Here is a 23,124-nt window from a genome sequence, read left to right on the forward strand (position 1 = left end):
CCCGGGCCCCCGTCAGTCACGAGCGGCCCCGGCGCGGGCGCGCGGCTTGGCGCGTACGTGCATCCGCTCGCCCTGCCGCCCGAAGATGCTGAGCATCTCGACCGGCCCCTCCCCGGTGGTCCCGAACCAGTGCGGCAGCCGGGTGTCGAACTCGGCCGCCTCGCCCGGGCCGAGGACCAGGTCGTGGTCGGCCAGCACCAGGCGCAGCCGGCCCGAGAGGACGTAGAGCCACTCGTACCCCTCGTGCGTGCAGAGCTCCGGCGTCTTCCTGCTCGCGGGCAGGACGGACTTGAAGGTCTGGAGGGGGCCCGGCTGTCGCGTGAGGGGGACGACGACCTGCCCGTTCGCGCGCCGGGGCGTCATCCGGACGCGGGGGTCGCCGACCTCCGGCGCGCCGACCAGCTCGTCCAGCGGCACCTGGTGCGCCTGCGCGATGGGCAGCAGCAGTTCCAGGCTGGGCCGGCGCCGGCCGGACTCCAGGCGCGACAGGGTGCTCTTGGAGATGCCGGTGGCCTCCGACAGCGCCGACAGGGTCACCCCGCGCTCGGTGCGCAGGCGCTTGAGGCGCGGGCCGACCTCGGACAGGGCGCGGGCGATGGCTGGTGAGTGGTCCACGCCCTCATTGCTACTCGGTCGTCCCGGGAATGGCAACAGGTGTTGCCATAGGCGGAAGCCTGATCATGACGGCGGTCTCGGCTACTTCCCGTTCTTTCCGCAGAGCGCCGTGCCGAGGAAGCGGAAGGCGTCGGCGCCCGCCTTGTCGTTCTTGGTGATGTCCGGGTCGCTGCCGAGGGCGAGCGTCACCTGCCGCCGGCCGTCCGCCGTACCGAAGCTGAAGGTGGCGTACCCCGGCACGCTGCCCGTGTGGCCGAGCATGAGGGCGCCGTCCGCGCAGATGCCGGTGTTGCCCTCCAGGCCCAGCCCGTAGAACCGGCCCTTGCGGTCCCCGCCGTCCGGGGTCAGCGTGCGCATCTCCTTGTTCAGCCCGGCGGGCAGCAGCCGGCCGTCACCGAGGGCGCGGTAGAAGGTGTTGAGGTCGTGGGCGTCGGAGACGATGTTGCCCGGGCCCCGGAAGACGTCCGCGTCGTACTCGGTGATGTCGGTGTACGGCGCGGTCGGCCGGGGGAACCGCTCGTAGCCGTGCAGGTGGTGGCCGGCCAGCCGCGTGCCGGACGGGACGTAGGTGTTCTTCAGGTGCAGCGGCCGGACGACGCGCCGGTCGATCTCCTGGCCGAGCGAGTGGCCGGTGAGGCGTTCGACCAGCAGTCCCAGCACCACGTAATTGGTGTTGGAGTACTCCCACCTGCCCTTTTCGCCGGGCTCGAAGGGGGACTTCTCGGTGAGGGCCAGCGCGATCAGCTCGCGCGGGGTCCAGTGGCGGGTCCGCAGCGCGCCGAGGTCGCCCCCGATGCTCTTGAGCAGGGCGTTGGTGTAGTCGGGCAGGCCGCTGGTGTGGTGGAGGAGCTGGCGTACGGTGATCTGCTTGCCGTGGCGCCCGGCCGGGATGACGCCCGGCAGGCTCCGGTCCACCGGGTCGTCCAGGCCGACGCGCTTCTCGGCCACCAGCTGCAGCACCACCGTGGCGACCAGGCTCTTGGTGACGCTGCCGGCGCGGAACCGGTCGTCGGCGGACGGCTGTCGTCCGGTGCGGAGGTCCTCCACCCCGGCCGTGCCCCGCCAGACGCCGTGCTCGTCGCGGACCTCGGCGACCGCTCCGGGTATGCCGTCGGCCACCACCGCCCGCAGCGCCCGCCGGAGTTCGGCCCGGTCGGTGCCGCCGTGCCCGCCCGTCGCGGCCGGGGCGGCGAGCGCGGGCGCCGTCGAGGCCAGCAGGGCGGTGGCGAGGAGGGCGGTGAGGGTGCCGGTGCGGCGGCGGTGCTGGACGGTCATGGAGGCGCCGGGCCTTTCGGAGGGTGCGGGCGGTGGCCACCACGGAACCGGCGGCCACCGCTGGGATGCGCGTCTGTGCGCGATCACCAAGCTTGGCGCCTGCCCCCGCCTTCTTGATCATGCCCGGGGAGGACGCCGTCCCCCAGGGACCCCTAGGGGACCCCTAGGAGGGCCCTAGGAGGACTCGCTCCCAAACAGCCCGTCCAGGTGCCGGTCGACGGCGGCGAGCGCCGCCTCGGGTGTGACCACGCGCAGTTCGAGGAGGGTGGTGAACCCGGTGAGGGCGAGGAGCAGGTCCGTCTCGACCGCCGGATCGCGGTCGGGGGCGATGTGGCCGTCGGCGATGGCCTGGCGCACCAGCCGTTCCACCACCTCCCGCCCTTGGAGGAGGCCGCCGCGCGCCCGCGCGTGGACGCCCTCGTCGTGCAGCGCCTCCAGGACGTAGGCGGCGCTCATCCGGCTGTTCGCGCGGGCGTCGGGGTGCAGGGGGAGGGTCTCGGTGAGCATCACCCGGAGGACGTCGCGGGGGTGCGGGGGGTCGCCCAGTTCCGCCAGGCGGCGGCCGACGCGCAGCGCGGTCTGCTCGGACGCGAAGTCCATGGCGAACGAGAGCATCGCCTCCCGCGAGGCGAAGTAGTGCTGGAGCGATCCGTGGGAGAGTCCCGCCTCGCGCGCGACCTCGCGGAGGGTCGCCTGGGCGACGCCCTGCCGCTCCACCACCCGCCAGAGGGCCCGGGCGATCGTCTCGCGGCGTTCGCGGTGGTCCACCTGCTTCGGCATGTCGGCTGTCTCCCGGTTCTCGTTTTCTTACGGTTGACATAATACAACTGGCCGATAACGCTGGGAAGCACGGTGCGGCAAGCGATCGAAGGGGAGGCGTCATGACGGATCAGCCGAAGGTGCGTACGGCGGAGGGCCTGTTGGAGGGCCGGTGGCGGCAGGGATTCGCGGAGTTCCGTGGTGTGTCCTACGCCGAACCGCCGGTGGGGGCGCTCCGGTTCGCCGCGCCGGTCCCGGTGCGCGGATGGGAAGGGACGCGGCGGGCGGTCGAGTTCGGCCCGGCGGCGCCGCAGTCCGGCCCGGCCCGGACCCGGAACGGCGGCGGTACGGACTGGCTGACGCTCAACGTCAGCACCCCCGACCCGGGCGCGGCGGGACTGCCGGTGCTGGTGTGGATCCCCGGCGGGGGGTATCTGACGGCGGACGCGAGCGACCCCATGTACGACCCGGCCGCCTTGGTCGCGGAGGGGATGGTGGTGGTGGGCGTCGACTATCGGGTGGGTGCCGAGGGTTTCGCGCTGCTGGACGGCGTCCCGGCCAACCGCGGGTTCCTCGACCAGATCGCCGCACTGCGCTGGGTCCGGCGGAACATAGCCGCCTTCGGCGGGGACCCCGGGCGGGTCACCGTCGCCGGCCAGTCCGCGGGCGCCGGGTCGGTCGCCGCCCTGCTGACGACGGAACGGGCACGGGGCCTGTTCCGGCGGGCCATCGCCCACTCGGTGCCCGGCGTCCACTGCACCCGCGCGCTCGCCGGGCGCGTCACGCGGGCGCTCGCGGACCGGCTCGGCAAGGCGCCCACCGCCGCCGCCCTCGCCACCGTCGAACCGTGGCGCCTGGCCGAGGAGCTCACCGCGCTCGGCGCCGAACTCCCCGGGCCGTACGGGGAGTGGGGACGGCTCGCCCGCCTCGGGGTGGCCATGGGCCCCGTCGTCGACGGTGACGTGCTCCCCGAGTCCCCCTGGGCGGCGCTCGCCGGAGGCCGCGCGCCCGGTGTCGAGCTGCTCGTCGGCCACACTCGCGACGAGTTCCGCCTCTTCAGCGTCATGAGCGGACGGGCGGGCACCTTCACGGACGAGGAGGCGCGGACCGCCCTGGACCTGTTCGCCCCACGTCCGGGCGGAGCCGACGCCTACCGCGCCGCCCTCCCCGGCGCCACCCCGGAGGAACTGCTGGAGACGGTCTACTCGGACGCCCTCTTCCGGATGCCGTCCCTCTGCCTGGCCCGGGCGAACGAGGCGGCCGGCGGCACCTCGTTCCTCTTCGAACTGGCGCTCACGGCAACGGCCTTCGGCGCCTGCCACAGCCTCGACGTCCCCCTGGCGTTCGGCACCCTGGACAGCCCGAACGGCGTCGGGCTCCTCGGCGAGCACCCCACCGCCGCCGCCCGCGCGGTGTCGCACGAACTCGTACACGCCTGGACGGGTTTCGTCACCTCCGGCGACCCCGGCTGGCCGGCCGCCCCCCCCGACGCGTGGACGACCCGCGTCCTGGACGCCGATTCCCGGACGCTTCCCTATCCCGAGGAGGCGTCGGCCCGCATCTGGGAGCGGCACCGGCCCACGCCCTTCGACCTCGGCGAGTGACCCGGACGCGGAACACCGCCCGTCGTCGCCTGTGACAGGCTGTGTCGATCACGTACCGACAACACCTCACCCCTGGAGGACGGATGGACAGCCTGCGGACGATCCACGACGTACCGGTTTGGATGTGCGCCGCCGACGGCGCGGCGGTCGGCACCGAGGCCGACGTCCTGGACCTCATAGGAGACGCCGGCTATCACGGCGCCCAGTGGGTCGCCCTCCCCGTCGAGCGGCTGGACGAGGCGTTCTTCCGGCTCCGTACGCGCTTCGCGGGCGACGTGGTGCAGAAGTTCGCGAACTACCGGCTCGGCCTCGCCGTCGTCGGCGACATCTCCCGGTATACGGCGGAAAGTTCCGCCCTGCGCGACTTCGTCCGCGAGTGCGACCGCGGTCGGCAGACGTGGTTCCCCGCCGACCTCGGGGAGTTCGAGGAGCGGCTGAAGGACTGACGGGGGCGGGAGGGGGACGGTCGAGAAATGCCCGGCCTGGAGGCGTTCGGCCGGGGGAGGCGCCCGGGCGGGGGCGGCGTCCACGCCGGAGGGCGCGCGGTGCACGCCGGAGCGCACGCCACCGGAGCGCACGCACCGCGCCGTTCCGCCCAGGGTGAAGTCCCGTCCGCTCCACCTCAGCCGTCACTACAGTCACATCCCATGACGTCGATCACAACTCGCACGGTGGATTATCCCGCTGACGGCTTGACCATGATCGGACACTTGGCACTCCCCGCGGGAACAGGCCGCCGGCCCGCGGTCCTGCTCGGGCCGGAAGGGACGGGCCTGGACGACGTCCAGCGCCGCCGGGCCGACGCCCTCGCCGAGCTGGGGTACGTGGCCCTGGCCTTCGACCTGCACGGCGGGCACTGGTTCACCGACCCCCAGGAGATGCTGGCGCGCATCACCCCGCTGCTCGCCGACCCCGACCGGATGCGCGAGATCGGCCACGCCGCACTCGACGTGCTGCTCGCCGAACCGCGGACCGACCCGGACCGGATCGCCGCCATCGGCTACGGGACCGGAGGCGCGATCGGTCTGGAACTCGGTCGCGCCGGCGTCGACTTCCGGGTGATCGGAACGATCAACGCGGTGACCACGGGCCGGCCGGGCGAGGCGGCGCGCATCCGCTGCCCCGTGTGGGCCGGGGTCGGATCGGAGGACCCGATCATGCCCGCCGCGCAACGGGACGCCTTCGCCGCCGAGATGCAGGCCGCGGGCGTCGACTGGCGCCTGGTGGTCTACGGCGGCGCCCTCCACGCCTTCCACCACCCGATCGACCGGTCCGACCAGACCCTGCTCCCCGGCGTCGGCCACCACCCGCTGCACGCACAGCGGGCCTGGCGCGACCTCGTCGGCCTGCTCGACGAGTGCCTGCCCGTGACGGAATGACGCGACGGACCGACGTGACGGGATGACGTACGGACGGGACGGCGCCGGACGAAACGAGCGGAAGCGCCGCCCGCCCACCGACGCCCCGGCCCGCCCGCGCGACCCTCGGACGGACGCGGGCCCGCGCGGCCCCGGCGTGGTCGGCCGGCTAGTCGCCGTCCTCCAGGCGGAAGCCGACCTTCAGCCCCACCTGGTAGTGGCCGACGCCGCCGCCCTCCGCGAAGTGGCCCCTGACCTGCACCACTTCGAACCAGTCGAGGTTGCGTAGCGTCTGGGACGCGCGGGCCAGGCCGTTGCGGATGGCCTGGTCCACCCCCTCGGGGGACGAGCCGACGATCTCGGTCACGCGGTACGTGTGGTTCGTCATGGGTGGCGGTCCTCCCGGCGGGGCGCGTGCTGCTGACCCCACCACCGTCCGCCACACCGCGTCCTCGCGCGAGGCGGGCGCCGCCGTTGGCGTGGTCGGGGGCCCGGCGGGCGGTGTGGTGGTGGCCGGTGGGTCACATCCGGTGGAGGTGCGCCGTCCGCTGCCGCGTGCCGGGCGGGCACGGCCGGCGGGGCGGGGCCGCGGCGCAGGAATTCCGGTGCGGCCGTGGTCGTGGCCGACGTCCGTCATCCCGAGGAGGGGCGGTCCGTACGGGGGCTCGGACGTGGTGGCATTGCTCCCCGGGCGGTGCCGGCCGTGCCGGAGGGGCGCCTACGGCACCACCGTCACCGGCCACCGTCCCGCCTTCACCAGACGGACCGCGACAGAGCCCACGATGCGGTGGCCCGCCTGTTCCGACGCGCCGACGACGACCGCGTCGGCCTTGAGGTCGTCGGCCGCCTGCACCAGGCCCGAGTACGGGTCGCCGCGGAAGGTGTGGAACTCCCAGCGCATGGCGTACGGGTAGAGCCCGCGCAGCCGCTCCGTGGTGGCCCGGATCTCCGCGAGCAGTTCCTCGGCGACCTCCTCCGTCACTTCGGCCACCGGAGCCCCGAACGCCGCGCCGCCCACCAGGACGGGCTGCACGTAGACGATGGCGAGCAGCGCGTTCTGCCGACGGGCCAGCCCGGCGGCGTAGGCGGCGGCGCGCCAGGAGGACTCGGAGCCGTCCACCCCGACGACGATGACTTTGGGGCCGTCGGTGCCGCGTTCGAAGCTTCCGGGGAGGCTTTCGTGTTCGGGGGTGGGCTGCTCTTGGTTCACGGGTTCAGGTTACCCGGGGTGGGTTTGTGCCCCGGCCCCTCCCCCAGAGGGGGCACCCCCATTCACCGTTTCTTGCGGGGGCGTGCCCCCGCCCCCCGGACGGGCCGGCTGTCCAGCCCGTCCGGGGGGTGAGGACGAGCGGCGAAGCCGCGACAAGGGGGTCTGGGGGCTTGCCCCCAGGAATCGGCGGAGGTGGGGGCACCCCCCTCTGGGGGAGGGTCCGGGGCACAGCCCGCCGCAGGCGCTCCTACGGCACCGCCAGCGACAGCGCGAACCGCCCCGCCTCGTCCGTCCACCACCGCCGCAACTCCAGCCCGGCGGCAGCCAGTTCCGACCGCACCCCCTCCCGCCGGAACTTCGCCGAGATCTCCGTGCGCAACTCCTCGCCGGCGGCGAAGTGCACCGCCAGGTCCAGGGCCGGGATCTTGGCCAGGACGGCCCGCCGGGCCCGCAGCCGCATCTCGATCCACTCGTGCCGGGCGTCCCACAGGGCGACGTGCGCGAAGTCGGCGGGGTCGAAGTCGGCGCCCAGCTCCCGGTTGACGACCGCGAGGACGTTCTTGTTGAAGGCCGCCGTCACGCCCCGCGAGTCGTCGTACGCGGCGACCAGCACCCCCTCGTCCTTGACCAGGTCCGTGCCGAGCAGCAGGGCGTCGCCCGGGGCCATGCCGGCCCGCAGGCCGGCCAGGAACTCGGCCCGTTCCGCGGGCAGCAGGTTGCCGATGGTGCCGCCGAGGAACGCGAGCAGCCGCGGCCCGGGGGTGTCCGGCAGGGTCAGGCCGTACTGGAAGTCGGCGACGAGGGCGTGCACCCGCAGTCCGGGGTGTTCGTCGAGCAGCGTCGCGGCGGCCCCGGACAGCGCGCTCTCGCTGACGTCCACCGGCACGTAGTGGTCGAGCAGGGGCAGCGCCCGGATGAGGTGACGGGTCTTCTCCGAGGAGCCGGAGCCGAGTTCGACGAGCGTCCGGGCGCCGGTGGCGGCGGCGATGGCGGCCGCCCGGGTGCGCAGGATCTCGCGCTCGGCACGCGTCGGGTAGTACTCGGGCAGCAGCGTGATCTCGTCGAAGAGCGCGCTGCCCCGCGCGTCGTAGAACCACTTCGGCGGGAGCTCCTTGGGCGACCGGGTCAGCCCCTCGGCGACGTCGGCGCGCAGGGCGGCGGCGGTCGCGTCGGACGGGAGGGTGCGGGAGAGGACGAACTGGCTCACGGGCAGGGCTCCTTGCGCGTGCGGCGGGGCAGGGGGAAGGAAGGCGAAGCTCGACTGGGCTCGGTACGAGAGGTGTTGCGGGGATGTCTCGGTAGGAAAGGTGCTACAGGGATGTGAGGGCGACCCGGGTGCGGTCCGCCGACAGCAGCGTGCCGTCGGGCACCTCGGTCCAGCGCGGATCGTCGTCGTACGGCTCCGACGCCACCGCGATCCGCTCGCCGGGACCGGCCAGGTACCACAGGGAGTCCCCGTACGCGGTGGCCGTGACCGAAGCGCCGTCGGTGAGCAGCAGGTTCAGCCGGGAGCCGGGCGCGGCCTCCGCCAGGGCGGTGACGGCGCCCGCGAGCGCCCGGCCCGGCGGATCGCCCTCGTCCAGCAGCCGGTGCGCCACCAGCGCCCAGACGAACGCCGAGTCGCAGCGCGCCTCCAGCCGCAGCAGGGCCGCGGCGGGCAGCAGCGGGACGAGGGGCGCGGTCGAGCCGGGCCAGCCGGTGAGGGCGCCGTTGTGGCTGAACAGCCACGGGCCCGCGGCGAAGGGGGCCGCGGCGGCCTCGCCGTCGGCGCTCGGCCCGGTCGCGTCCCGCACCGCCGCCAGCAGCGCCCGGGCGCGTACCACCCGGACCAGGTCGGCGAAGGACGGGTCCGCCCACACCGGCCCGGCCCGCCGGTAGCGGGCGGGCCGCGGGTCGTCGTCCGCGTACCAGCCGATGCCGAACCCGTCCGCGTTCACCGTCCCGTACCGCTGCCGGCGCGGCGCCCACGACTGCCGGACGAGGGAGTGCGGCGGGTCGGCGACGGACGCGCCGAGCGGGGCCCCGGGGCCCAGGACGGCCAGGTGCCGGCACATCAGCACGGCTCCGGGTCGCGGGCCGTGCGGAAGCCGGCGAGGATCTGCCGGCGCACCGGCAGGTCCCAGTTGCGGAACGTGCCCCGGCAGGCGACCGGGTCCACCCCGAACGAGCCGCCGCGCAGCACCTTGTACGCGCTGCCGAAGAAGACCTCCGAGTACTCGCGGTACGGGAACGCCCGGAAGCCCGGGTACGGCAGGAAGTCGCTCGCCGTCCACTCCCACACGTCGCCGATCAGCTGCCGGACGCCCAGCGGCGACGCGCCGCGCGGGTAGGCGCCTACGGGGGCGGGGCGCAGATGGCGCTGGCCGAGGTTGGCGTGCTCGGGCGTGGGGTCCTCGTCGCCCCACGGGTAGCGGCGGGAGCGGCCGGACGCCGGGTCGTACCGGGCGGCCTTCTCCCACTCGGCCTCGGTGGGCAGCCGCCGCCCGGCCCAGGCCGCGTACGCGGCGGCCTCGTACCAGCTCACGTGCAGCACCGGCTCGTCCGGCGGCACCGGCTCCACCACGCCGAAGCGGCGCCGCAGCCAGCCGCCCGGCACCCCGCCGTCGCGCCGCCAGAACAGCGGCGCCGTCAGCTGGTGCCGCCGCACCCGCGCCCAGCCCTCGGGGTGCCACCAGCGGGGGTCGCGGTAGCCGCCGTCCTCGACGAAGTGCCCGTACGCCCGGTTGCTCACCGGCAGGGTGTCGATGAAGAACGGCGCCAGCACCCGCTCGTGCGCGGGCCGCTCGTTGTCCAGCGCCCAGGGCTCGGTCGAGGTGCCCATGGTGAACGGACCGCCCTCGACGAGGACTTCGACGGGCAGCCCGTCCGTGTCCGGGGCGGCGGGCGGCGGCTCCGGCGCGGTGAGCGCGGCCGGGCCGGCCCGCAGCTGATGGGTGATCAGCATGGTCTCGTCGTGCTGCTGCTCGTGCTGCGCGATCATCCCGAAGGCGAACGCCGCCCGGACCAGGGGACCGCCGCCCTCGACCGGCGCCCGGTCGAGGACGTCCAGCGCCCGGCCGCGGACGTCCGCCACATAGCGGCGGGCCTCGTCCGGGGACAGCAGCGGGAGCGAGGGGCGTTCGGCGCGCGGATGCTCGAACGCGTCGTATACGGAGTCCAGTTCCGGCCGCAGCGCCGCGTGCCCGCCCACGGCACGCAGCAGCCACAGCTCCTCCTGGTTGCCGATGTGCGCCAGGTCCCACACCAGCGGTGACATCAACGGCGAGTGCTGCGCGCTGAGTTCGGGGTCCGGTACGCAGCCCGTGAGCGCCGCCGTGCGCTCACGGGCCGCCAGCAGGACGTCCACGGCGCGCCGCCGGAGCGCGCCGGGGTCCGTACCGTCGTGCTCTCGCGCATGGGCCGCGCCCTCCCGTCCGGGGGCGGTCACGGCCCGTACTCCGCGCCCTCGGCCCGGTCCGCGACCAGGTCCAGCAGGTCGTCGGCGGGACAGCGGCCCCGGTCCACGTACCGGGCGGTGAACTCGTCCACCGCCTCCAGGACCCGGGGCGAGGCCCCGAGCCGGGGGAGCGCCTCGCGCGCCGCCGCGAAACAGCCCGCCGCCGCGGCGTGCAGCTCCGGATCGGACAGGCCGTGCCGGGCGGCCCGGCGCCACAGCGGGTTGCGCGGGGTGGGCTCCCCGCCCGCCGCGTCGGCCAGCGGCTTCACCGCGCGGTACGCGGTCTCGGCGGCCGTCGGGTCGTCGAACAGCGCCGCCGTCACCGCGAGCGGCACCAGCCAGCCGTCCTCGCCCGGCTGCGCGTCGATCATGCGCATCTCCAGGTGGCCGCGCGGCCGGACGGGCGGGAACAGCGTGGTCAGGTGGTAGAGCACATCGCCCGCGGTGACCGGCCGCGGCTCGCCCGTGCGCAGCCACTCCCGCAGTGGCAGGCCCTGTACGGGCTGCCACGGTCCTTCCTCGCGCCGGATGAACATCACCTCCGCGTCCAGCGCGTACTCGGCCCAGGCCGCCCGCGGCTCCAGGTGCTCGGCGGGGGCGAGGGTGCGGCCCGGGTCCATCCGGGCGTAGGTCGCCTGGCGGGTGGAACGCCAGCCGGTGGGCCGCCCCAGGTGCAGCGGCGAGTTGGCGAACGCGGCGGCCAGCACCGCGCCCAGCAGGTGCGCGTACCGCCAGCGGCGGTCGAACCCGAGCGGGCCCGGGCCGTCGTGGCCGGCGTCGACACAGACCTGGACGGACGCCGTCCGGCACATGACCGTGCGGCCGGCCCCGTTCCAGCGGTCGTAGTAGACCTCCATCGCGCTGTAGCGGCGGGTCTCCACCACCCGGTCCGGATGGGTCCAGGGTTCCTTGCCGTAGCCGGCGAGGAAGAGCCCGATGTCCTTCAACTCGGCCCGGGCCAGGTCGAGATCGGCTGCCACCTCGTCCACGCAGGCGGTGAGGGAGGCGGCGGGCTGCGAGCTGAACTCGATCTGGCCGCCGGGCTCGATGGTGAGCAGCGAGCGCAGCGGAAGCTTGCGGAGCCGGTCGGCGGCGGCGTTCAGCCGGGCCGCTTCGACCGGGCGGGTCGGTTCGCGCAGGTCGTGGACGAGCCATTCCAGCTCGACGCCGAGGAGGCGGGGCGGGCCGGTCTTGAAGCAGATGCCGCGGACCAGTGCCGCCGCCTCGTCCATGTCGACCGTCCGGGTCGCGCCTTCGCCGTAGGCGATGCTCTCGTCGGTCACTCCGGGTGCCCTCCTGTCGGTCAGCCCCCTTGCCCTGTACCCCCAAACGGAGGGCGAAACGCGCGGGCCGGCGCCGGGAACCGGTCATGCCTGGAGGCCGTGCGGAGAGCCGCCCGGGAAAGGCGTAGACCATTGGGGCGGGGGCGACGGGCCCGCGCCGACCCGTCGACCATGGCCCGCGGGCCGCCGCCGCCCTCGTGTCGTGGGAGCGGGTACGCGGCCGGGCGCTGGGACGTCGCGGACGCGGACGCCGCGCCGCCCCCGCCCGGCGTCGTCGCGGACGGCGGGGGCGGGGGCGGCGGTGGAGGTGTGAGCGACAGCCTGCGGAATCTGGCCGGAACCGAGCGGCCCGCCCGGCCCGCCCGTCAGACGGCGAACAGATTGGTGAGCGCGTCGGTGGCGTCGCCGACGTCGTGTCCGAAGGGGGAGTCGAAGTCCCAGATGAGGAAGAGGAGGAAGGCGATCAGCGCGCTGTAGAGCCCGGCGAGGAGCAGTTCGCGTGGCGACCGCCGGATCTGCAGGGTGTAGATCAGGCCCACGGCCACCAGCGCCCCGCCGATCAGACCGAACCACACCACCCCCGGCATGGTGTCCCCGGCACTCAGCGCCCGGGCGTTGCGCGCCGCGTCCGCCGCCCCGGCCTGGTCCAGCAGCGGCTGGTACGACTGCGTCTCCCGGTCGTTCCTCGGCTCGTAGGAGGTGATGTCCGTCCGGACCTTGTCGAGCAGCTCTTTCCCCTTGTCGGTGAGCTGCCCGTCGTCCAGCATGCCCGGCCACTCCTTGTGGACGACGTACCGCACGTAGGTGTCCACGTCCGCCCGCACCTGGTCACGGGCCGCCGGCGCGAACGCCTGCACCCGCTCCTGGATCTCGTGCAGCGCCTGCGCCTCGGCCTGCACCGTCGCCTGCGCGGAGTTCCGCGCCTCCCAGACGCCGGCGATGGCCAGGCCGAGGACGATGGCGTAGACCACACCGATCATCATGGTCATGTACTCGATGACGTCGGGCGTCTCGGAGGGGTCCTCGTTGGCGATCCGCCGCCCGCGCAGCAGGACCACGGACACGACGACCACGATCACCGCGATCATCGCGAGGACCAGCACCACCCACTCGTCCACGGCATCCTCCGGATTCGCCCACAACGGCGCGAGGGCGCGCGCCATGGAGATACTGCGGCGTGTGTCACCCGTTCAGCCGGGATGCGGGGCGGTTTCCTCCGATGGGATGAGGACGTTCGAGGAGGCGAAGCGGATGTTCGGACGGGCCGGTCGGGGCCGGTCGGGCGGCGGCCGCCGGAGCGGCGGCGGGCGCTCCCCGGGCTTCCGCCGGGCCCGCCGTGACGGCCGAACCGTGGTGGGGAGGGGGGTGGGGCTCGCGGGTGCGCGGGCTTTACCCCGCGTCCTTGCCCGCCGCCCGTTCCAGCACGCCGTCCAGGTCCGATCCCGGTGGGAGGGTGCCGAAGGCGCCGCCCCAGTCGCCGGCCAGGCGGGAGGCGCAGAAGGTGTCGGCCATGGCGGGGGTGGAGTGGCGGACGAGGAGGCTGCCCTGGAGGACGAGGGTGAGCTGTTCGGCGAGGCGGCGGGCGGTGAGTTGGGCGTGGTGGGGGTCGTCGAGGGTGGTGAGGAGGGTGCGCAGGCGGGTGGTGGCGGCGTCGAGGCGGGGGTCCGCGCCGGCGGCCGCGTCGACCTCGGCGAAGTAGGCGTCCAGTGCCCCGCGTTCGCGGGTGAGCGCGCGGAGGACGTCCAGGGCGGCGACGTTGCCGGAGCCCTCCCAGATGGAGAGGAGCGGCGCCTCGCGGTAGAGGCGGGGCATGCCCGACTCCTCGACGTAGCCGTTGCCGCCCAGGCACTCCAGCGCCTCCGCCGCGTGTGCGCTGCCGCGTTTGCACACCCAGTACTTGCCGGCCGCCAGCGCGAGCCGCCGCAGGGCGCGTTCCGCCGTGTCCCCGGCTTCCGACCGGTCCAGGGCCGCCGCCAGGCGCATCGCCAGGGCCGTGGCCGCCTCCGACTCGACGGCGAGGTCCGCGAGGACGTTGCGCATCAGCGGCTGGTCGATCAGCTCGGCGCCGAAGGCGCGGCGGTACGTGGTGTGGTGCAGGGCCTGCCGCAGTCCGGCGCGCATGCCGGCGGCCGAGCCGATGACGCAGTCGAGGCGGGTCATGTTGACCATCTCGACGATCGTGCGCACCCCGCGTCCCGGCTCGCCCACCGGCCAGGCGACGGCCTGCTCGTACTCGATCTCGGACGAGGCGTTGGAGCGGTTGCCGAGCTTGTCCTTCAGCCGTTGCAGCCGCATCGCGTTGCGGGTGCCGTCGGGCAGGACGCGCGGCATGAGGAAGCAGGTCAGGCCCTGCTCGGTCTGGGCCAGGACCAGGAAGACGTCGCTCATCGGGGCGGAGGTGAACCACTTGTGCCCGGTGATCAGGTAGGTGCCGTCGCCCGCCGGGACGGCCGTGGTGGTGTTGGCCCGGACGTCCGAGCCGCCCTGCTTCTCCGTCATCGACATGCCGGCGATCAGGCCGCGCTTGCCCAGCGGCGGCCGCAGCCCGTAGTCGTACACCGGCGACGCCAGCAGCGGTTCGTAGGCGGCGGCGAGGTCGGGCTGGGCGCGGAGGGCGGGGACGGCGGCGTTGGTCATGGAGATCGGACAGCCGTGGCCGGGCTCGGCCTGCGCCCAGACGTAGAACTTGGCGGCGCGGATCAGGTGTGCCCCCGGCCGGCCGTCCGCCCAGGGCGCCGCGTGCTGGCCGCTCTCCACGGCCGCCGCCATGAGGTGGTGCCAGGCCGGGTGGAAGTCGACCTCGTCCACCCGGTGGCCGTAGCGGTCGTGGGTGCGCAGCACCGGCGGGTACGCCTCGGCCTGCCGTGCCCACTCCCGCACCTCCTCCGAGCCGGCCCGCGCCCCCAGGGCCCTGACCTCCTCCTCGCCCCGGCCGCCGCCGTCCCGGCGGAGGGCCTCCAGCAGCGCGGGGTCGTCGGCGGTGGTGAAGCCGGTCAGGGGCGGGGCCTGGTTGAGGACCTCGTGCGTGCTCATGGCGACCTCCGGATCGCTGATGATCGTGCATGTCGAGGGGCGTTGGTGGGCCGGGCTTGATGGCGTACGGACAATCGGCTGGTCATTATCCCGCCCCGGGCCGTCACGGTGGGGCCTCTCCGTGAAGAAAGTGGGGCGTGAGATGCCACAGGGGCTTGAGGGGCGAATATGAGCAATCGGTGACAGTTCCCCGGACGGGGTCCCATCCGGCGCGTTGGTGTGATGATCGGATCGATACTGTCCTTATGTCACGCGTGCTTCTGATCGAGGACGACCGAGCGGTACGGGAGGGGGTCACCCTCACCCTGCGCCGCCGCGGCCACGAGGTCGAGGCCGCGGCGACCGGTGAGGCCGGCCTCGCCGCGCTCGGCGCCTTCCGGCCGGACCTCGTCCTCCTCGACCTGATGCTCCCCGACGTCAGCGGCTTCGAGGTGTGCCGCCGGATCCGCGCCACCCAGCAGCTCCCGATCATCATGCTCACCGCCCGCGGCGACGACATCGACGTCGTCCTCGGCCTGGAGGCGGGCGCCGACGACTACATCGTCAAGCCGGCCCGCGGCGAGGTCCTGGAGGCCCGCATCCGCGCGGTCCTCCGCCGCGCCGCCCCCGCCGACGGTGGCGGCCCCGAGGCCGCCGCCCGGCCCGCCGAGGTCCACGGCGACCTGGTCGTCGACCGCGCCGGCCTGGTCGTCACCAAGCACGGCAAGGACCTCGCGCTCGCCCCCTCCGAGATGAAGCTGCTGCTCCACCTCTCCGCCACCCCCGGCCGCGTCCACAGTCGCCAACAGCTCCTGGAGCACGTCTGGGAGCACAGCTACCACGGTGACGCCCGGCTGGTGGACGCCTGTGTGATGCGGCTGCGCACGAAGATCGAGGACTCGACGCGCTCGCCCCGCTACATCCAGACCGTGCGCGGGTTCGGCTACCGGTTCGGCCCGTTGTGAGACGCTTCGGCGCGCGCCGCCCGGCCGATACGCGCCGCCCCGCCGGTTGGCACCGTCCCGCCGCCGGTTGGCGTCGCTCCGACGGGGCGCGCAAGCCCGCCCTGCGCACCCTCGCACGCGGCCTGCGCGCCCGGCTCGTGGTCGCGTTCCTGCTCGTCGCCGCGTTGAGCGCGCTGGCCACCGCGGCGCTCACCTTCCGCGAGGCGCGCACCGCGATCCTCCAGCGCACCCAGGACACCGCCGTCGACGCCCTGCGCGGCCAGGTCAACTCCCAGGCCCCGGACCTGCGTTACCCGCCCGACACGGCAGGTCTCGCCAAGTTCGCGGCGAACCTCAACCGGGCCGGCGAGGCGGCCCAGCACTGGGTCGTGCACGCCCGTTACGGCGACGGGCCCATGGTCCCGTCCCTCCGCCCCGGCGAGGACGCCGCCATCGGCACCGGCCTGCGCCAGAAGGTGCAGGCCGGGATCCCGGCCGTGCAGCGCGTCGAGACCGACGGCCGCCCCTGGCTCGTCATCGGCCTCCCCGTCACCTTCAGCAACGACCAGCGGAAACCGTCCGGCGTGGAGGTCTTCGCCCGGGTCCCGCTGCGGGAGGACGAGGCCAACGTCCAGGCGCTCGTCGACGCCGCCCAGAGCGGTGCGCTGCCCGCCGTCGCCCTCGCCGTGGTGCCCGCCCTGATCGCCGCCGGCGGCGTCCTCCGGCCCGTACGCGAACTGCGCCGCGGCGCCCAGCGGATCACCGAAGGCGCGCTCGACACCCGCCTGAAGGTCACCGGCCGCGACGAACTCGCCGAACTCTCCCGGACGTTCAACGGCATGGCCGCCGCCCTGGAGGAGAACGTCGCCGAACTCCGCCGCATGGAGGCCAACGCACGCCGCTTCGCCGCCGACGTCTCGCACGAGCTCCGCACCCCGCTCGCCGCCATGACGGCCGTCGTCGACGTCCTGGACGAGGACGCCGCCACCCTGGATCCGGACACCGCCCACGCCGTCCGGCTGATCAGCGAGGAGACCGGCAAACTCGCCCGCATGGTCGAGGACCTGATGGAGATCTCCCGCTTCGACGCGGGCGCCGCCGCCCTCCACCTCGACGAGGTCGACGTCGCCGAGACCGTCCGCAAGACCCTCCAGGCCCGCAACTGGCAGGACGAGGTGGCCGCCGACCTCCCGGACGGCGTCCGCGCCCGGCTCGACACCCGGCGCATCGACGTCGTGGTGGCCAACCTCGTCGGCAACGCCCTGCGGCACGGCGGCGCGCCCGTCCACGTGACGGTCCGCGCGACGGAAGGCGACGACGCGGCCGGGCGGCTGCTCATCGAGGTCGCCGACCAGGGACCGGGCATCGACCCCGAGGTGCTGCCGCACGTCTTCGACCGCTTCTACAAGGCCGACGCCGCCCGGGTCCGCTCCGAGGGCAGCGGCCTCGGCCTCGCCATCACGCTGGAGAACGTCCGGCTGCACCACGGAACCATCCGGGCCGCCAACCGGCCCGGCGGAGGCGCGGTGTTCACCGTCGACCTCCCCTGCGCACAGGAGGTGACGAGGAGTGAGGGCACGACGCGCGTCGGCCGCGGTGCTCCTGCTGGGCACGCTCGCCGGCTGCGGCATCGAGCCGACGGAGGTCATCGAGTTCGGCCAGCCCGCCACCGGCGTCCAGCAGCCGGGCGTGCCCGGCTGGCACGCCCGGCTGTACTTCGCCGTGGTGACCGGCGTCATCGGCACCCCGCGCCCGGCGGACGGGCCGGTGACCGCGGAGGACGCGGTACGGCTGATGCTGAAGGGACCCAACGAGGCGGAACGCACGCGCGGCTTCTACAGCGACATCGGCATCCGGCCCGAAGCGGGCGTGCGCGTCACGGCGGAGTCCGGCCGGGTCGAGATCGTGCTGCCGCTCGACGTCAGCCGCATCACGCGGACCGCCCGCACCCAGCTGGTCTGCACCGCCGCCCACAACCAGGTGCCCGGCGGGCTGCCGTGGAACCGGGTGAAGGTGACGCTGTCCGGCGGCGGGAAGCGGCTGGACGGGCTGGAGTGCGATCGCATCTAGTGCCGGTGCCGGTGCCGGTGCCGGTGCCGGTGCGGGCCCGGGCGCTGGGCCGACTTGGCTCGGGTCGGGTCGGGCGCTGGGTGGCGCGGGCGGCGACGGGCAGGGGCGGGCAGGGGCGGGCAGGGGCGGGGCCAGTTCGGTGCCCGGGGCTCAGGGCCGGACGAGGCTCTGGACTCAGGTCCGGCTGAGATTCGGGGTCGGACGAGACCCTGGGCGGCGGAGGCTCGGGTCCGGCGGTGGCTCGGGTCCGGCGGTGGCTCGGGTCCGGACGAGGCTCGGGTCCGTACGAGACTCGGGTCCGGACGAGGCTCAGGGCCGGGGGAGCGTCTGGGACGTCCCGCCGGGTACGACGACGACGGTCTTCGGAGCGTCGCCGTCCGCCGGCCGGCCGTGCGGGGACCCGGCGGCCGGGCCGGTGCCCGCGTCGGCCTCCGCCGTCAGGCCCGCCGCCGCGCTGCGGCCGACCGCCTCGGCGGTGACCGCGGCGGTCAGAGTGCCCGCGAAGCCGAAGACCGTGACGGCGACCAGCGCCGTAATCCTGTTCCTGTGCAGCTGGGGCAGCGCCATGGCGTCGTACCCTCCCTGTGCTCTCGTGTCGTGCTCTGGCGTGTCGTGTTCTGGTCTGTCACCAGGAGAGACGCGCCGGGTGGTGCGGGGGATCCCGCTGTTACGGATTCATCACGAGCCCGACACCGCGCGGTCGCCGGGCGGACGGTGATCGTCCGCCCGGCGACCGCGCGGTGTCGGCCGGGGCGCGCCCTCACTCGGCGGCGCGGAAGCTCCGGAGCCGCAGGCTGTTGCCGACGACGAAGACCGAGGAGAAGGCCATCGCCGCGCCCGCGATCATCGGGTTGAGCAGTCCGGCCGCGGCCAGCGGGAGCGCGGCCACGTTGTAGGCGAAGGCCCAGAACAGGTTGGACCGGATCGTGCCCAGCGTCCGCCGCGAGAGCCGGATCGCGTCCGCCGCGGCCCGCAGGTCGCCCCGGACGAGGGTGAGGTCGCCGGCCTCGATGGCCGCGTCGGTGCCCGTGCCCATCGCCAGCCCGAGGTCCGCCTGCGCCAGCGCCGCCGCGTCGTTGACGCCGTCGCCGACCATGGCCACCGACCGGCCCTCGGCCTGCAGCCGCTTCACCACGGCCACCTTGTCCTCGGGCAGCACCTCGGCGATCACCTCGTCGATGCCCACCTCGGCGGCCACGGCCTCGGCCACCGCCGTGTTGTCGCCGGTCAGCAGGATCGGGGTCAGGCCCAGCCCCCGCAGCCGCCGCACGGCCTCCGCGCTGGTGTCCTTCACCGCGTCGGCCACCTCCAGGACCCCGCGCGGCGCGCCGTCCCAGGCCACCAGGACCGCCGTCCGGCCGGCCGCCTCGGCGGCGTCCCGCGCGGCCGCCAGCTCCTCCGGCAGGCTCATCGCCCACTCCACCAGCAGCTTCTCCCGGCCGACGAGCACCGCGTGCCCGTCCACGACCCCCTGCACCCCGAGCCCGGGGACGTTGGCGAAGTCCTCCGGCACCGGCAGCGTGCCCACCCGCTCGGCCGCGCCCGCCGCCACGGCCCGCGCGATCGGGTGTTCCGAGGCGTGCTCCAGCGCTCCGGCCAGCCGCAGCACCTCGTCCTCCGCCGTGCCCGCCGCCGCGGTGACGGCCAGCAGGGTCATCCGGCCGGTGGTGACGGTGCCCGTCTTGTCCAGCACGATCGTGTCCACGCCCCGCGTGGTCTCCAGCACCTCCGGGCCCTTGATCAGGATGCCCAGCTGGGCGCCGCGTCCGGTGCCGACCATCAGCGCGGTCGGGGTGGCCAGCCCGAGGGCGCACGGGCAGGCGATGATCAGGACGGCCACGGCGGCGGTGAACGCGGCCGTCAGCCCGGCGCCGCTCAGCAGCCAGAAGGCGAGCGTGCCAAGGGCCAGCGCGATGACGACGGGGACGAAGACGGCGGAGATCCGGTCCGCGAGCCGCTGCGCCGCGGCCTTGCCGTTCTGGGCGTCCTCCACCAGCCGGGCCATCCGCGCGAGTTGGGTGTCGGCGCCGACCCGGGTGGCCTCGACCACCAGCCGGCCGCCCGCGTTGATCGTGGCGCCGGTGACCGCGTCGCCCACGCCCACCTCGACCGGCACCGACTCGCCGGTCAGCATCGACGCGTCCACGGCCGAACCGCCCTCGACGACCGTGCCGTCCGTCGCGATCTTCTCCCCGGGGCGGACGACGAAGCGGTCGCCCACGGCCAGCTCCTCGGTGCGGATCAGCACCTCGCGGCCGTTCCGGAGGACGGTCACCTCCTTGGCGCCCAGCTCCAGCAGCGCCCGGAGCGCGGCGCCCGCCCGGCGCTTGGACCGGGCCTCGAAGTAGCGGCCGGCCAGGATGAAGGCGGTGACGCCCGCCGCCGCCTCCAGGTAGATGTTCTCGGCGCCGTCGCCCCGCGCGATCGTCAGCTCGAAGGAGTGCGTCATGCCGGGCATGCCCGCGTGCCCGAGGAACAGCGCCCACAGCGACCACAGGAACGCCGCCGACGTGCCGAGTGAGATCAGCGTGTCCATGGTGGCCGCGCCGTGCCGGGCGTTGGTGAACGCGGCCCGGTGGAACGGCCAGGCCGCGTAGGTGACGACCGGCGCGGTCAGCGTCAGGCACAGCCACTGCCAGTACTCGAACTGCAGGGCCGGGACCATCGACAGCACCACCACCGGCACCGCCAGCACCACGGCGGTGATCAGCCGCTCGCGGAGCGGGCGGAGCTCGTCGTCGGCCGCCCTCTCGCCCCCCTCGTCCTCGTCCCGCCGGTCGGCGGAGCGGGCGGGGGCGGGCGGCCGCGCCGTGTACCCCGTCGCCTCGACCGTGGCGACCAGGTCGGCCACCGTGACGCCGGCGTCATAGGTGACCTGCGCCTTCTCGGTGGCGTAGTTGACGGTGGCCACCACCCCGTCCATGCGGTTGAGCTTCTTCTCGACGCGGGCCGCGCACGACGCGCACGTCATGCCGCCGATGGCGAGTTCGACGCGGTCCGTACCGGGGGTGCCGGCGGTCCCGGTGGTGGTGCTGGGCATCGCTGCTGCTCCTGTGTCTGGAGGTGTGTCCGGGCCTCGCGGGCGGGGCGGGCCCCGGCGGGGGCGGGGCGGAGGGGTCAGACGCGGCCGACGAGCTCGTACCCGGCGTCGTCCACGGCCCCGGCGACCGCCGCGTCGTCCGGCTCGCCGTCCGTGGTGACGGTGACCCGCCCGGCGGCCACGTCGACCGTCACGCCCCGCACGGCGCCGAGGGTACCGACCGCCTTGGCGACGGCGGACTCGCAGTGACCGCAGCTCATGCCGGTGACGGCGTAGGTGGTGGTGACGGTGGGGGTGGTGGTGCTGGACGTCGACATGCGGTGCCTCCTGGGATGCGGCTCGGTCTCTGCGGGGATCTTATACCCCTGGGGGGTATCCCTCGAACGTCTCTATGTATACCCCAGGGTGTATGAGCGGCCAAGGGGTCGGGTCGCGGAAATTTTTACCCCTGGGGGGTATGTGTCACCCGGTGACGTCCGGCGGTGCGCGGTATGACCGGCGGGCCTTGCGGGCGGTGTGATCGACCCGGCGGGATCCAGGGGCGCGGGGCCGCGAGGCGGGCGCGTCCGACGTCCGGTATCCACTGCTGCGGGGGCCGTGCGGCACCTGGCCGTCCGCGACGTGCTGACGCGCACGCCGTACGTCTGAGCGCGGGCCCGGCCTGTGCCGCCACCTTGGCCGCCCGCGCCCGGCCCCCCGGCCCTCGGCGTCGACCACCAGCCGACGCCGCACGCCGCGTCCCGGTCTGCCTCTGGACGGTGGCCACGGCCGTGGCCTACGGCTGTACGGCCACCCGGCGCACGGCCGCCCTCGGCGGCCACCCGGCGCACGGTCACCCGGCGCACGGCCTCCAGGCGTACGGCCGGTGCGCCGACCGGGGGCCGTCCTCGCCGGGGGCGCTCACCACCCCGCGACCCCCACCACCTCCCGGGCGATCTCCCGCACCTGCCGCCCGTCCGTGGCCACCCGCACCGTGCCGGCCGGTGTCTCGGCGTCCAGGCGCCGGGCGGCCGCGTGGCTGCGGCGGATGTGGGCGGTGAGCTGGGTGCCGGATTCGCGGCGGGCCAGGCGGGCGGCCGCGGTCTCGTCCGACGCCGTGAGGAGGACGCGGACGAGACGGAGTGAACCGCCGCCCAGGGCGCGGCGGAACAGGCCGCCCTCCAGCACGCTCACCGTGTTGGTGTAGATCAGCCGACGCTGGCCGAGCGCCGCGAAGTTCGCCCATACCGCCGCCAGGTTCCGCTCGGTGACGGCCGTCCGGTGCGGGTCGTCCGGCGGGGCCGGGTACACATGGCCCAGATAGTCGCCGTCCAGGACGCAGTGGGGGACACCCGCCTCCTCCAACAGCACGGAGACCTCCCACCCCACCGTCGACTTGCCGACGCCGGAGCGCCCTCCGATCAGCAGTGCCTCGTAGTCCGTCATGACGTGATCGTGACGTCGCGGGCCGGCCCGCCGCACATGGATTTTCCGTCGGTGCGTCCGCTCAGCGCGCCGCCGGGTCCGGCATCGGCAGGCCGATCGGGTTCGGGAAGCGGAGCGTCTCCGCGCACGCGCGGGACAGGGGGTGAGGGCGTCCGTCAACTCCCGGAGTTCCATGGGTTCGACGGTCCGCCACGGGCGGGACGCCGCCCGGTCCGTCGCCGCCTCGACGGACGCGTACAGCAGGCGGCCCTCGTCGCTGGCGGTGCCGTCCGGGGCGAGGAGGCCGCGGGCGGCGAGGCGGTGTGCGGCAGCGTCCCACTCCTCGTCCGTCCAGCCGCGGTACGGCTGGAGTTCGGAGCGCGGGATGTCGAGCCCGGCCCGCAGCACGAGGGACTCGCAGCCGTCCAGGCCCGCCGCGACCAGTGCCGCCACATGGCCGTCGCCGCGGTGCTCGCGCAGCAGGGTCGCCGCGTGCCACAGCCGGTCGAGGGGGTCGACGGGGAAGCCGAGCGCCATGTTGGCGGCGCTGAGCACCCGTCCGCCGCAGTCCAGTTCGCGGACGCGGTCCGCGAGGAGGCCGGCGGCTCTGCCCACCTCCTCGTCGCGGCCGGCGAGCAGCCGGCGCAGCGCGTTCCGGGCGCCCGCGCGCCGCAGTTCGAGGGCGCGGCCGGGGGAGACGATCTCCCAGACGGACGGCAGCGCGCCGGCGACCTTGACCGGGGCGAAGCCGAAGAAGGAAGCCGCCACGGGCTCGGGGCCCACCGGGCCGAAGGGGGCGGCACGGCCCGCGAAGTAGCCGCGCCACCAGCCGTGCAGCCCCGCCTCCTCGTAGGCCGCCCGTGCCTCGGGGGTGAAGTAGGTGACGGCGTGCACCGGTTCGGCCAGCCGCCAGAGGGCGCGGGCCACGGTCTCCGGCGGGGTGGCTGCTGCTTCGTCCATGGGGAACCTCCGTACGAAGGGGGAAACTCACGCGGGCGCGGCCGGCCTGGCACAACGCCCGGCCGGGCCCGTCGCCAGGAGCCTCTACCCCGATCGGTCCGCCAGGAGACCACGTCCGTCAGGAGATCACATGCGTCAAGAGGTCACGTCCGCG

Annotated in this window: 20 protein-coding genes and 1 pseudogene; 5 read left to right on the forward strand and 16 right to left on the reverse strand. The window is 74.7% G+C overall.

Annotated features, from left to right (window positions below; genetic code table 11):
* Positions 1–12 precede the first annotated feature (12 nt).
* The 3 genes from ACQEVS_RS29960 to ACQEVS_RS29970 all read right to left on the reverse strand — a co-directional run bounded on the left by ACQEVS_RS29960 (position 13) and on the right by ACQEVS_RS29970 (position 2,670).
* Complete coding sequence (locus ACQEVS_RS29960) at positions 13–615, reverse strand: helix-turn-helix domain-containing protein (RefSeq protein ID WP_433025733.1); 603 nt, start codon at positions 613–615, stop codon at positions 13–15.
* 81 nt (positions 616–696) lie between these two features.
* Positions 697–1,890 carry a serine hydrolase domain-containing protein gene (locus ACQEVS_RS29965; RefSeq protein WP_433025736.1) on the reverse strand — a complete coding sequence of 398 codons (1,194 nt, stop codon included), beginning with the start codon at positions 1,888–1,890 and terminating at the stop codon, positions 697–699.
* A 174-nt stretch (positions 1,891–2,064) separates the two neighbouring features.
* Positions 2,065–2,670 (reverse strand): TetR/AcrR family transcriptional regulator, encoded by a 606-nt coding sequence (locus ACQEVS_RS29970; protein WP_433025739.1) that lies wholly within the window; start codon positions 2,668–2,670, stop codon positions 2,065–2,067.
* A 101-nt stretch (positions 2,671–2,771) separates the two neighbouring features.
* On the opposite strand from ACQEVS_RS29970, the gene ACQEVS_RS29975 reads away from it, so the two are divergent.
* The 3 genes from ACQEVS_RS29975 (at position 2,772) to ACQEVS_RS29985 (ending at position 5,632) form a co-directional block, all read left to right on the forward strand.
* Entirely contained in the window at positions 2,772–4,253 is a 1,482-nt protein-coding gene (locus ACQEVS_RS29975) for a carboxylesterase/lipase family protein (protein ID WP_433025742.1), read from the forward strand.
* An 83-nt stretch (positions 4,254–4,336) separates the two neighbouring features.
* A complete protein-coding gene (locus ACQEVS_RS29980) occupies positions 4,337–4,699 on the forward strand; it encodes a DUF4180 domain-containing protein (protein WP_433025745.1) in 363 nt (120 codons plus the stop codon).
* Positions 4,700–4,900: 201 nt separating this feature from the next.
* Entirely contained in the window at positions 4,901–5,632 is a 732-nt protein-coding gene (locus tag ACQEVS_RS29985; protein WP_433025748.1) for a dienelactone hydrolase family protein, read from the forward strand.
* Between the two features lie 148 nt (positions 5,633–5,780).
* Here ACQEVS_RS29985 and ACQEVS_RS29990 read toward each other — a convergent pair whose 3' ends face one another.
* The 8 genes from ACQEVS_RS29990 to ACQEVS_RS30025 form a co-directional block, all read right to left on the reverse strand.
* Positions 5,781–5,999 carry a dodecin gene (locus tag ACQEVS_RS29990; protein ID WP_433025751.1) on the reverse strand — a complete coding sequence of 73 codons (219 nt, stop codon included), beginning with the start codon at positions 5,997–5,999 and terminating at the stop codon, positions 5,781–5,783.
* 330 nt (positions 6,000–6,329) lie between these two features.
* A complete protein-coding gene (locus ACQEVS_RS29995) occupies positions 6,330–6,821 on the reverse strand; it encodes a universal stress protein (RefSeq protein WP_433025754.1) in 492 nt (163 codons plus the stop codon).
* Positions 6,822–7,068: 247 nt separating this feature from the next.
* Positions 7,069–8,028, reverse strand: coding sequence for an L-histidine N(alpha)-methyltransferase (egtD, locus tag ACQEVS_RS30000; RefSeq protein ID WP_433025757.1), 960 nt, complete (start codon positions 8,026–8,028; stop codon positions 7,069–7,071).
* Between the two features lie 103 nt (positions 8,029–8,131).
* Positions 8,132–8,875 carry an ergothioneine biosynthesis protein EgtC gene (egtC, locus tag ACQEVS_RS30005; protein ID WP_433025760.1) on the reverse strand — a complete coding sequence of 248 codons (744 nt, stop codon included), beginning with the start codon at positions 8,873–8,875 and terminating at the stop codon, positions 8,132–8,134.
* A complete protein-coding gene (gene egtB, locus ACQEVS_RS30010; RefSeq protein ID WP_433025763.1) occupies positions 8,875–10,248 on the reverse strand; it encodes an ergothioneine biosynthesis protein EgtB in 1,374 nt (457 codons plus the stop codon). Before egtB ends, egtC begins: the two co-directional genes overlap by 1 nt.
* Entirely contained in the window at positions 10,245–11,489 is a 1,245-nt protein-coding gene (gene egtA / locus ACQEVS_RS30015) for an ergothioneine biosynthesis glutamate--cysteine ligase EgtA (RefSeq protein ID WP_433028027.1), read from the reverse strand. The genes egtB and egtA overlap by 4 nt, the downstream gene beginning before the upstream one ends.
* 416 nt (positions 11,490–11,905) lie before the next feature.
* Complete coding sequence (locus tag ACQEVS_RS30020) at positions 11,906–12,658, reverse strand: DUF4239 domain-containing protein (protein ID WP_433028030.1); 753 nt, start codon at positions 12,656–12,658, stop codon at positions 11,906–11,908.
* 271 nt (positions 12,659–12,929) lie between these two features.
* The gene (locus ACQEVS_RS30025) at positions 12,930–14,573 is read right to left on the reverse strand and encodes an acyl-CoA dehydrogenase family protein (RefSeq protein ID WP_433025766.1); all 1,644 of its coding nucleotides are present in this window, start codon (positions 14,571–14,573) and stop codon (positions 12,930–12,932) included.
* Between the two features lie 245 nt (positions 14,574–14,818).
* Here ACQEVS_RS30025 and ACQEVS_RS30030 point away from each other — a divergent pair, with 245 nt between their 5' ends.
* Both ACQEVS_RS30030 and ACQEVS_RS30035 read left to right on the forward strand, forming a co-directional pair.
* Entirely contained in the window at positions 14,819–15,517 is a 699-nt protein-coding gene (locus ACQEVS_RS30030; RefSeq protein ID WP_433025769.1) for a response regulator, read from the forward strand.
* A gap of 101 nt (positions 15,518–15,618) precedes the next feature.
* Positions 15,619–17,754, forward strand: coding sequence for an ATP-binding protein (locus ACQEVS_RS30035; protein WP_433028033.1), 2,136 nt, complete (start codon positions 15,619–15,621; stop codon positions 17,752–17,754).
* A 121-nt stretch (positions 17,755–17,875) separates the two neighbouring features.
* Here the strand turns inward: ACQEVS_RS30035 and ACQEVS_RS30040 are convergent, their stop codons facing one another.
* The 5 genes and pseudogenes from ACQEVS_RS30040 to ACQEVS_RS30060 all read right to left on the reverse strand — a co-directional run bounded on the left by ACQEVS_RS30040 (position 17,876) and on the right by ACQEVS_RS30060 (position 22,970).
* Positions 17,876–18,133: a hypothetical protein gene (locus ACQEVS_RS30040; RefSeq protein ID WP_433025772.1), complete on the reverse strand. Its 258-nt coding sequence runs from the start codon at positions 18,131–18,133 to the stop codon at positions 17,876–17,878.
* A gap of 193 nt (positions 18,134–18,326) precedes the next feature.
* Complete coding sequence (locus tag ACQEVS_RS30045; RefSeq protein ID WP_433025775.1) at positions 18,327–20,606, reverse strand: heavy metal translocating P-type ATPase; 2,280 nt, start codon at positions 20,604–20,606, stop codon at positions 18,327–18,329.
* Positions 20,607–20,683: 77 nt separating this feature from the next.
* Positions 20,684–20,923: a heavy-metal-associated domain-containing protein gene (locus ACQEVS_RS30050; protein ID WP_433025778.1), complete on the reverse strand. Its 240-nt coding sequence runs from the start codon at positions 20,921–20,923 to the stop codon at positions 20,684–20,686.
* Between the two features lie 583 nt (positions 20,924–21,506).
* The gene (locus tag ACQEVS_RS30055; RefSeq protein WP_433025781.1) at positions 21,507–22,031 is read right to left on the reverse strand and encodes a hypothetical protein; all 525 of its coding nucleotides are present in this window, start codon (positions 22,029–22,031) and stop codon (positions 21,507–21,509) included.
* A gap of 61 nt (positions 22,032–22,092) precedes the next feature.
* Positions 22,093–22,970: pseudogene (locus tag ACQEVS_RS30060) on the reverse strand (SCO6745 family protein).
* Positions 22,971–23,124 lie beyond the last annotated feature (154 nt).

Source organism: Streptomyces sp. CA-181903 (assembly GCF_050937075.1).
Lineage (GTDB): Bacteria > Actinomycetota > Actinomycetes > Streptomycetales > Streptomycetaceae > Streptomyces.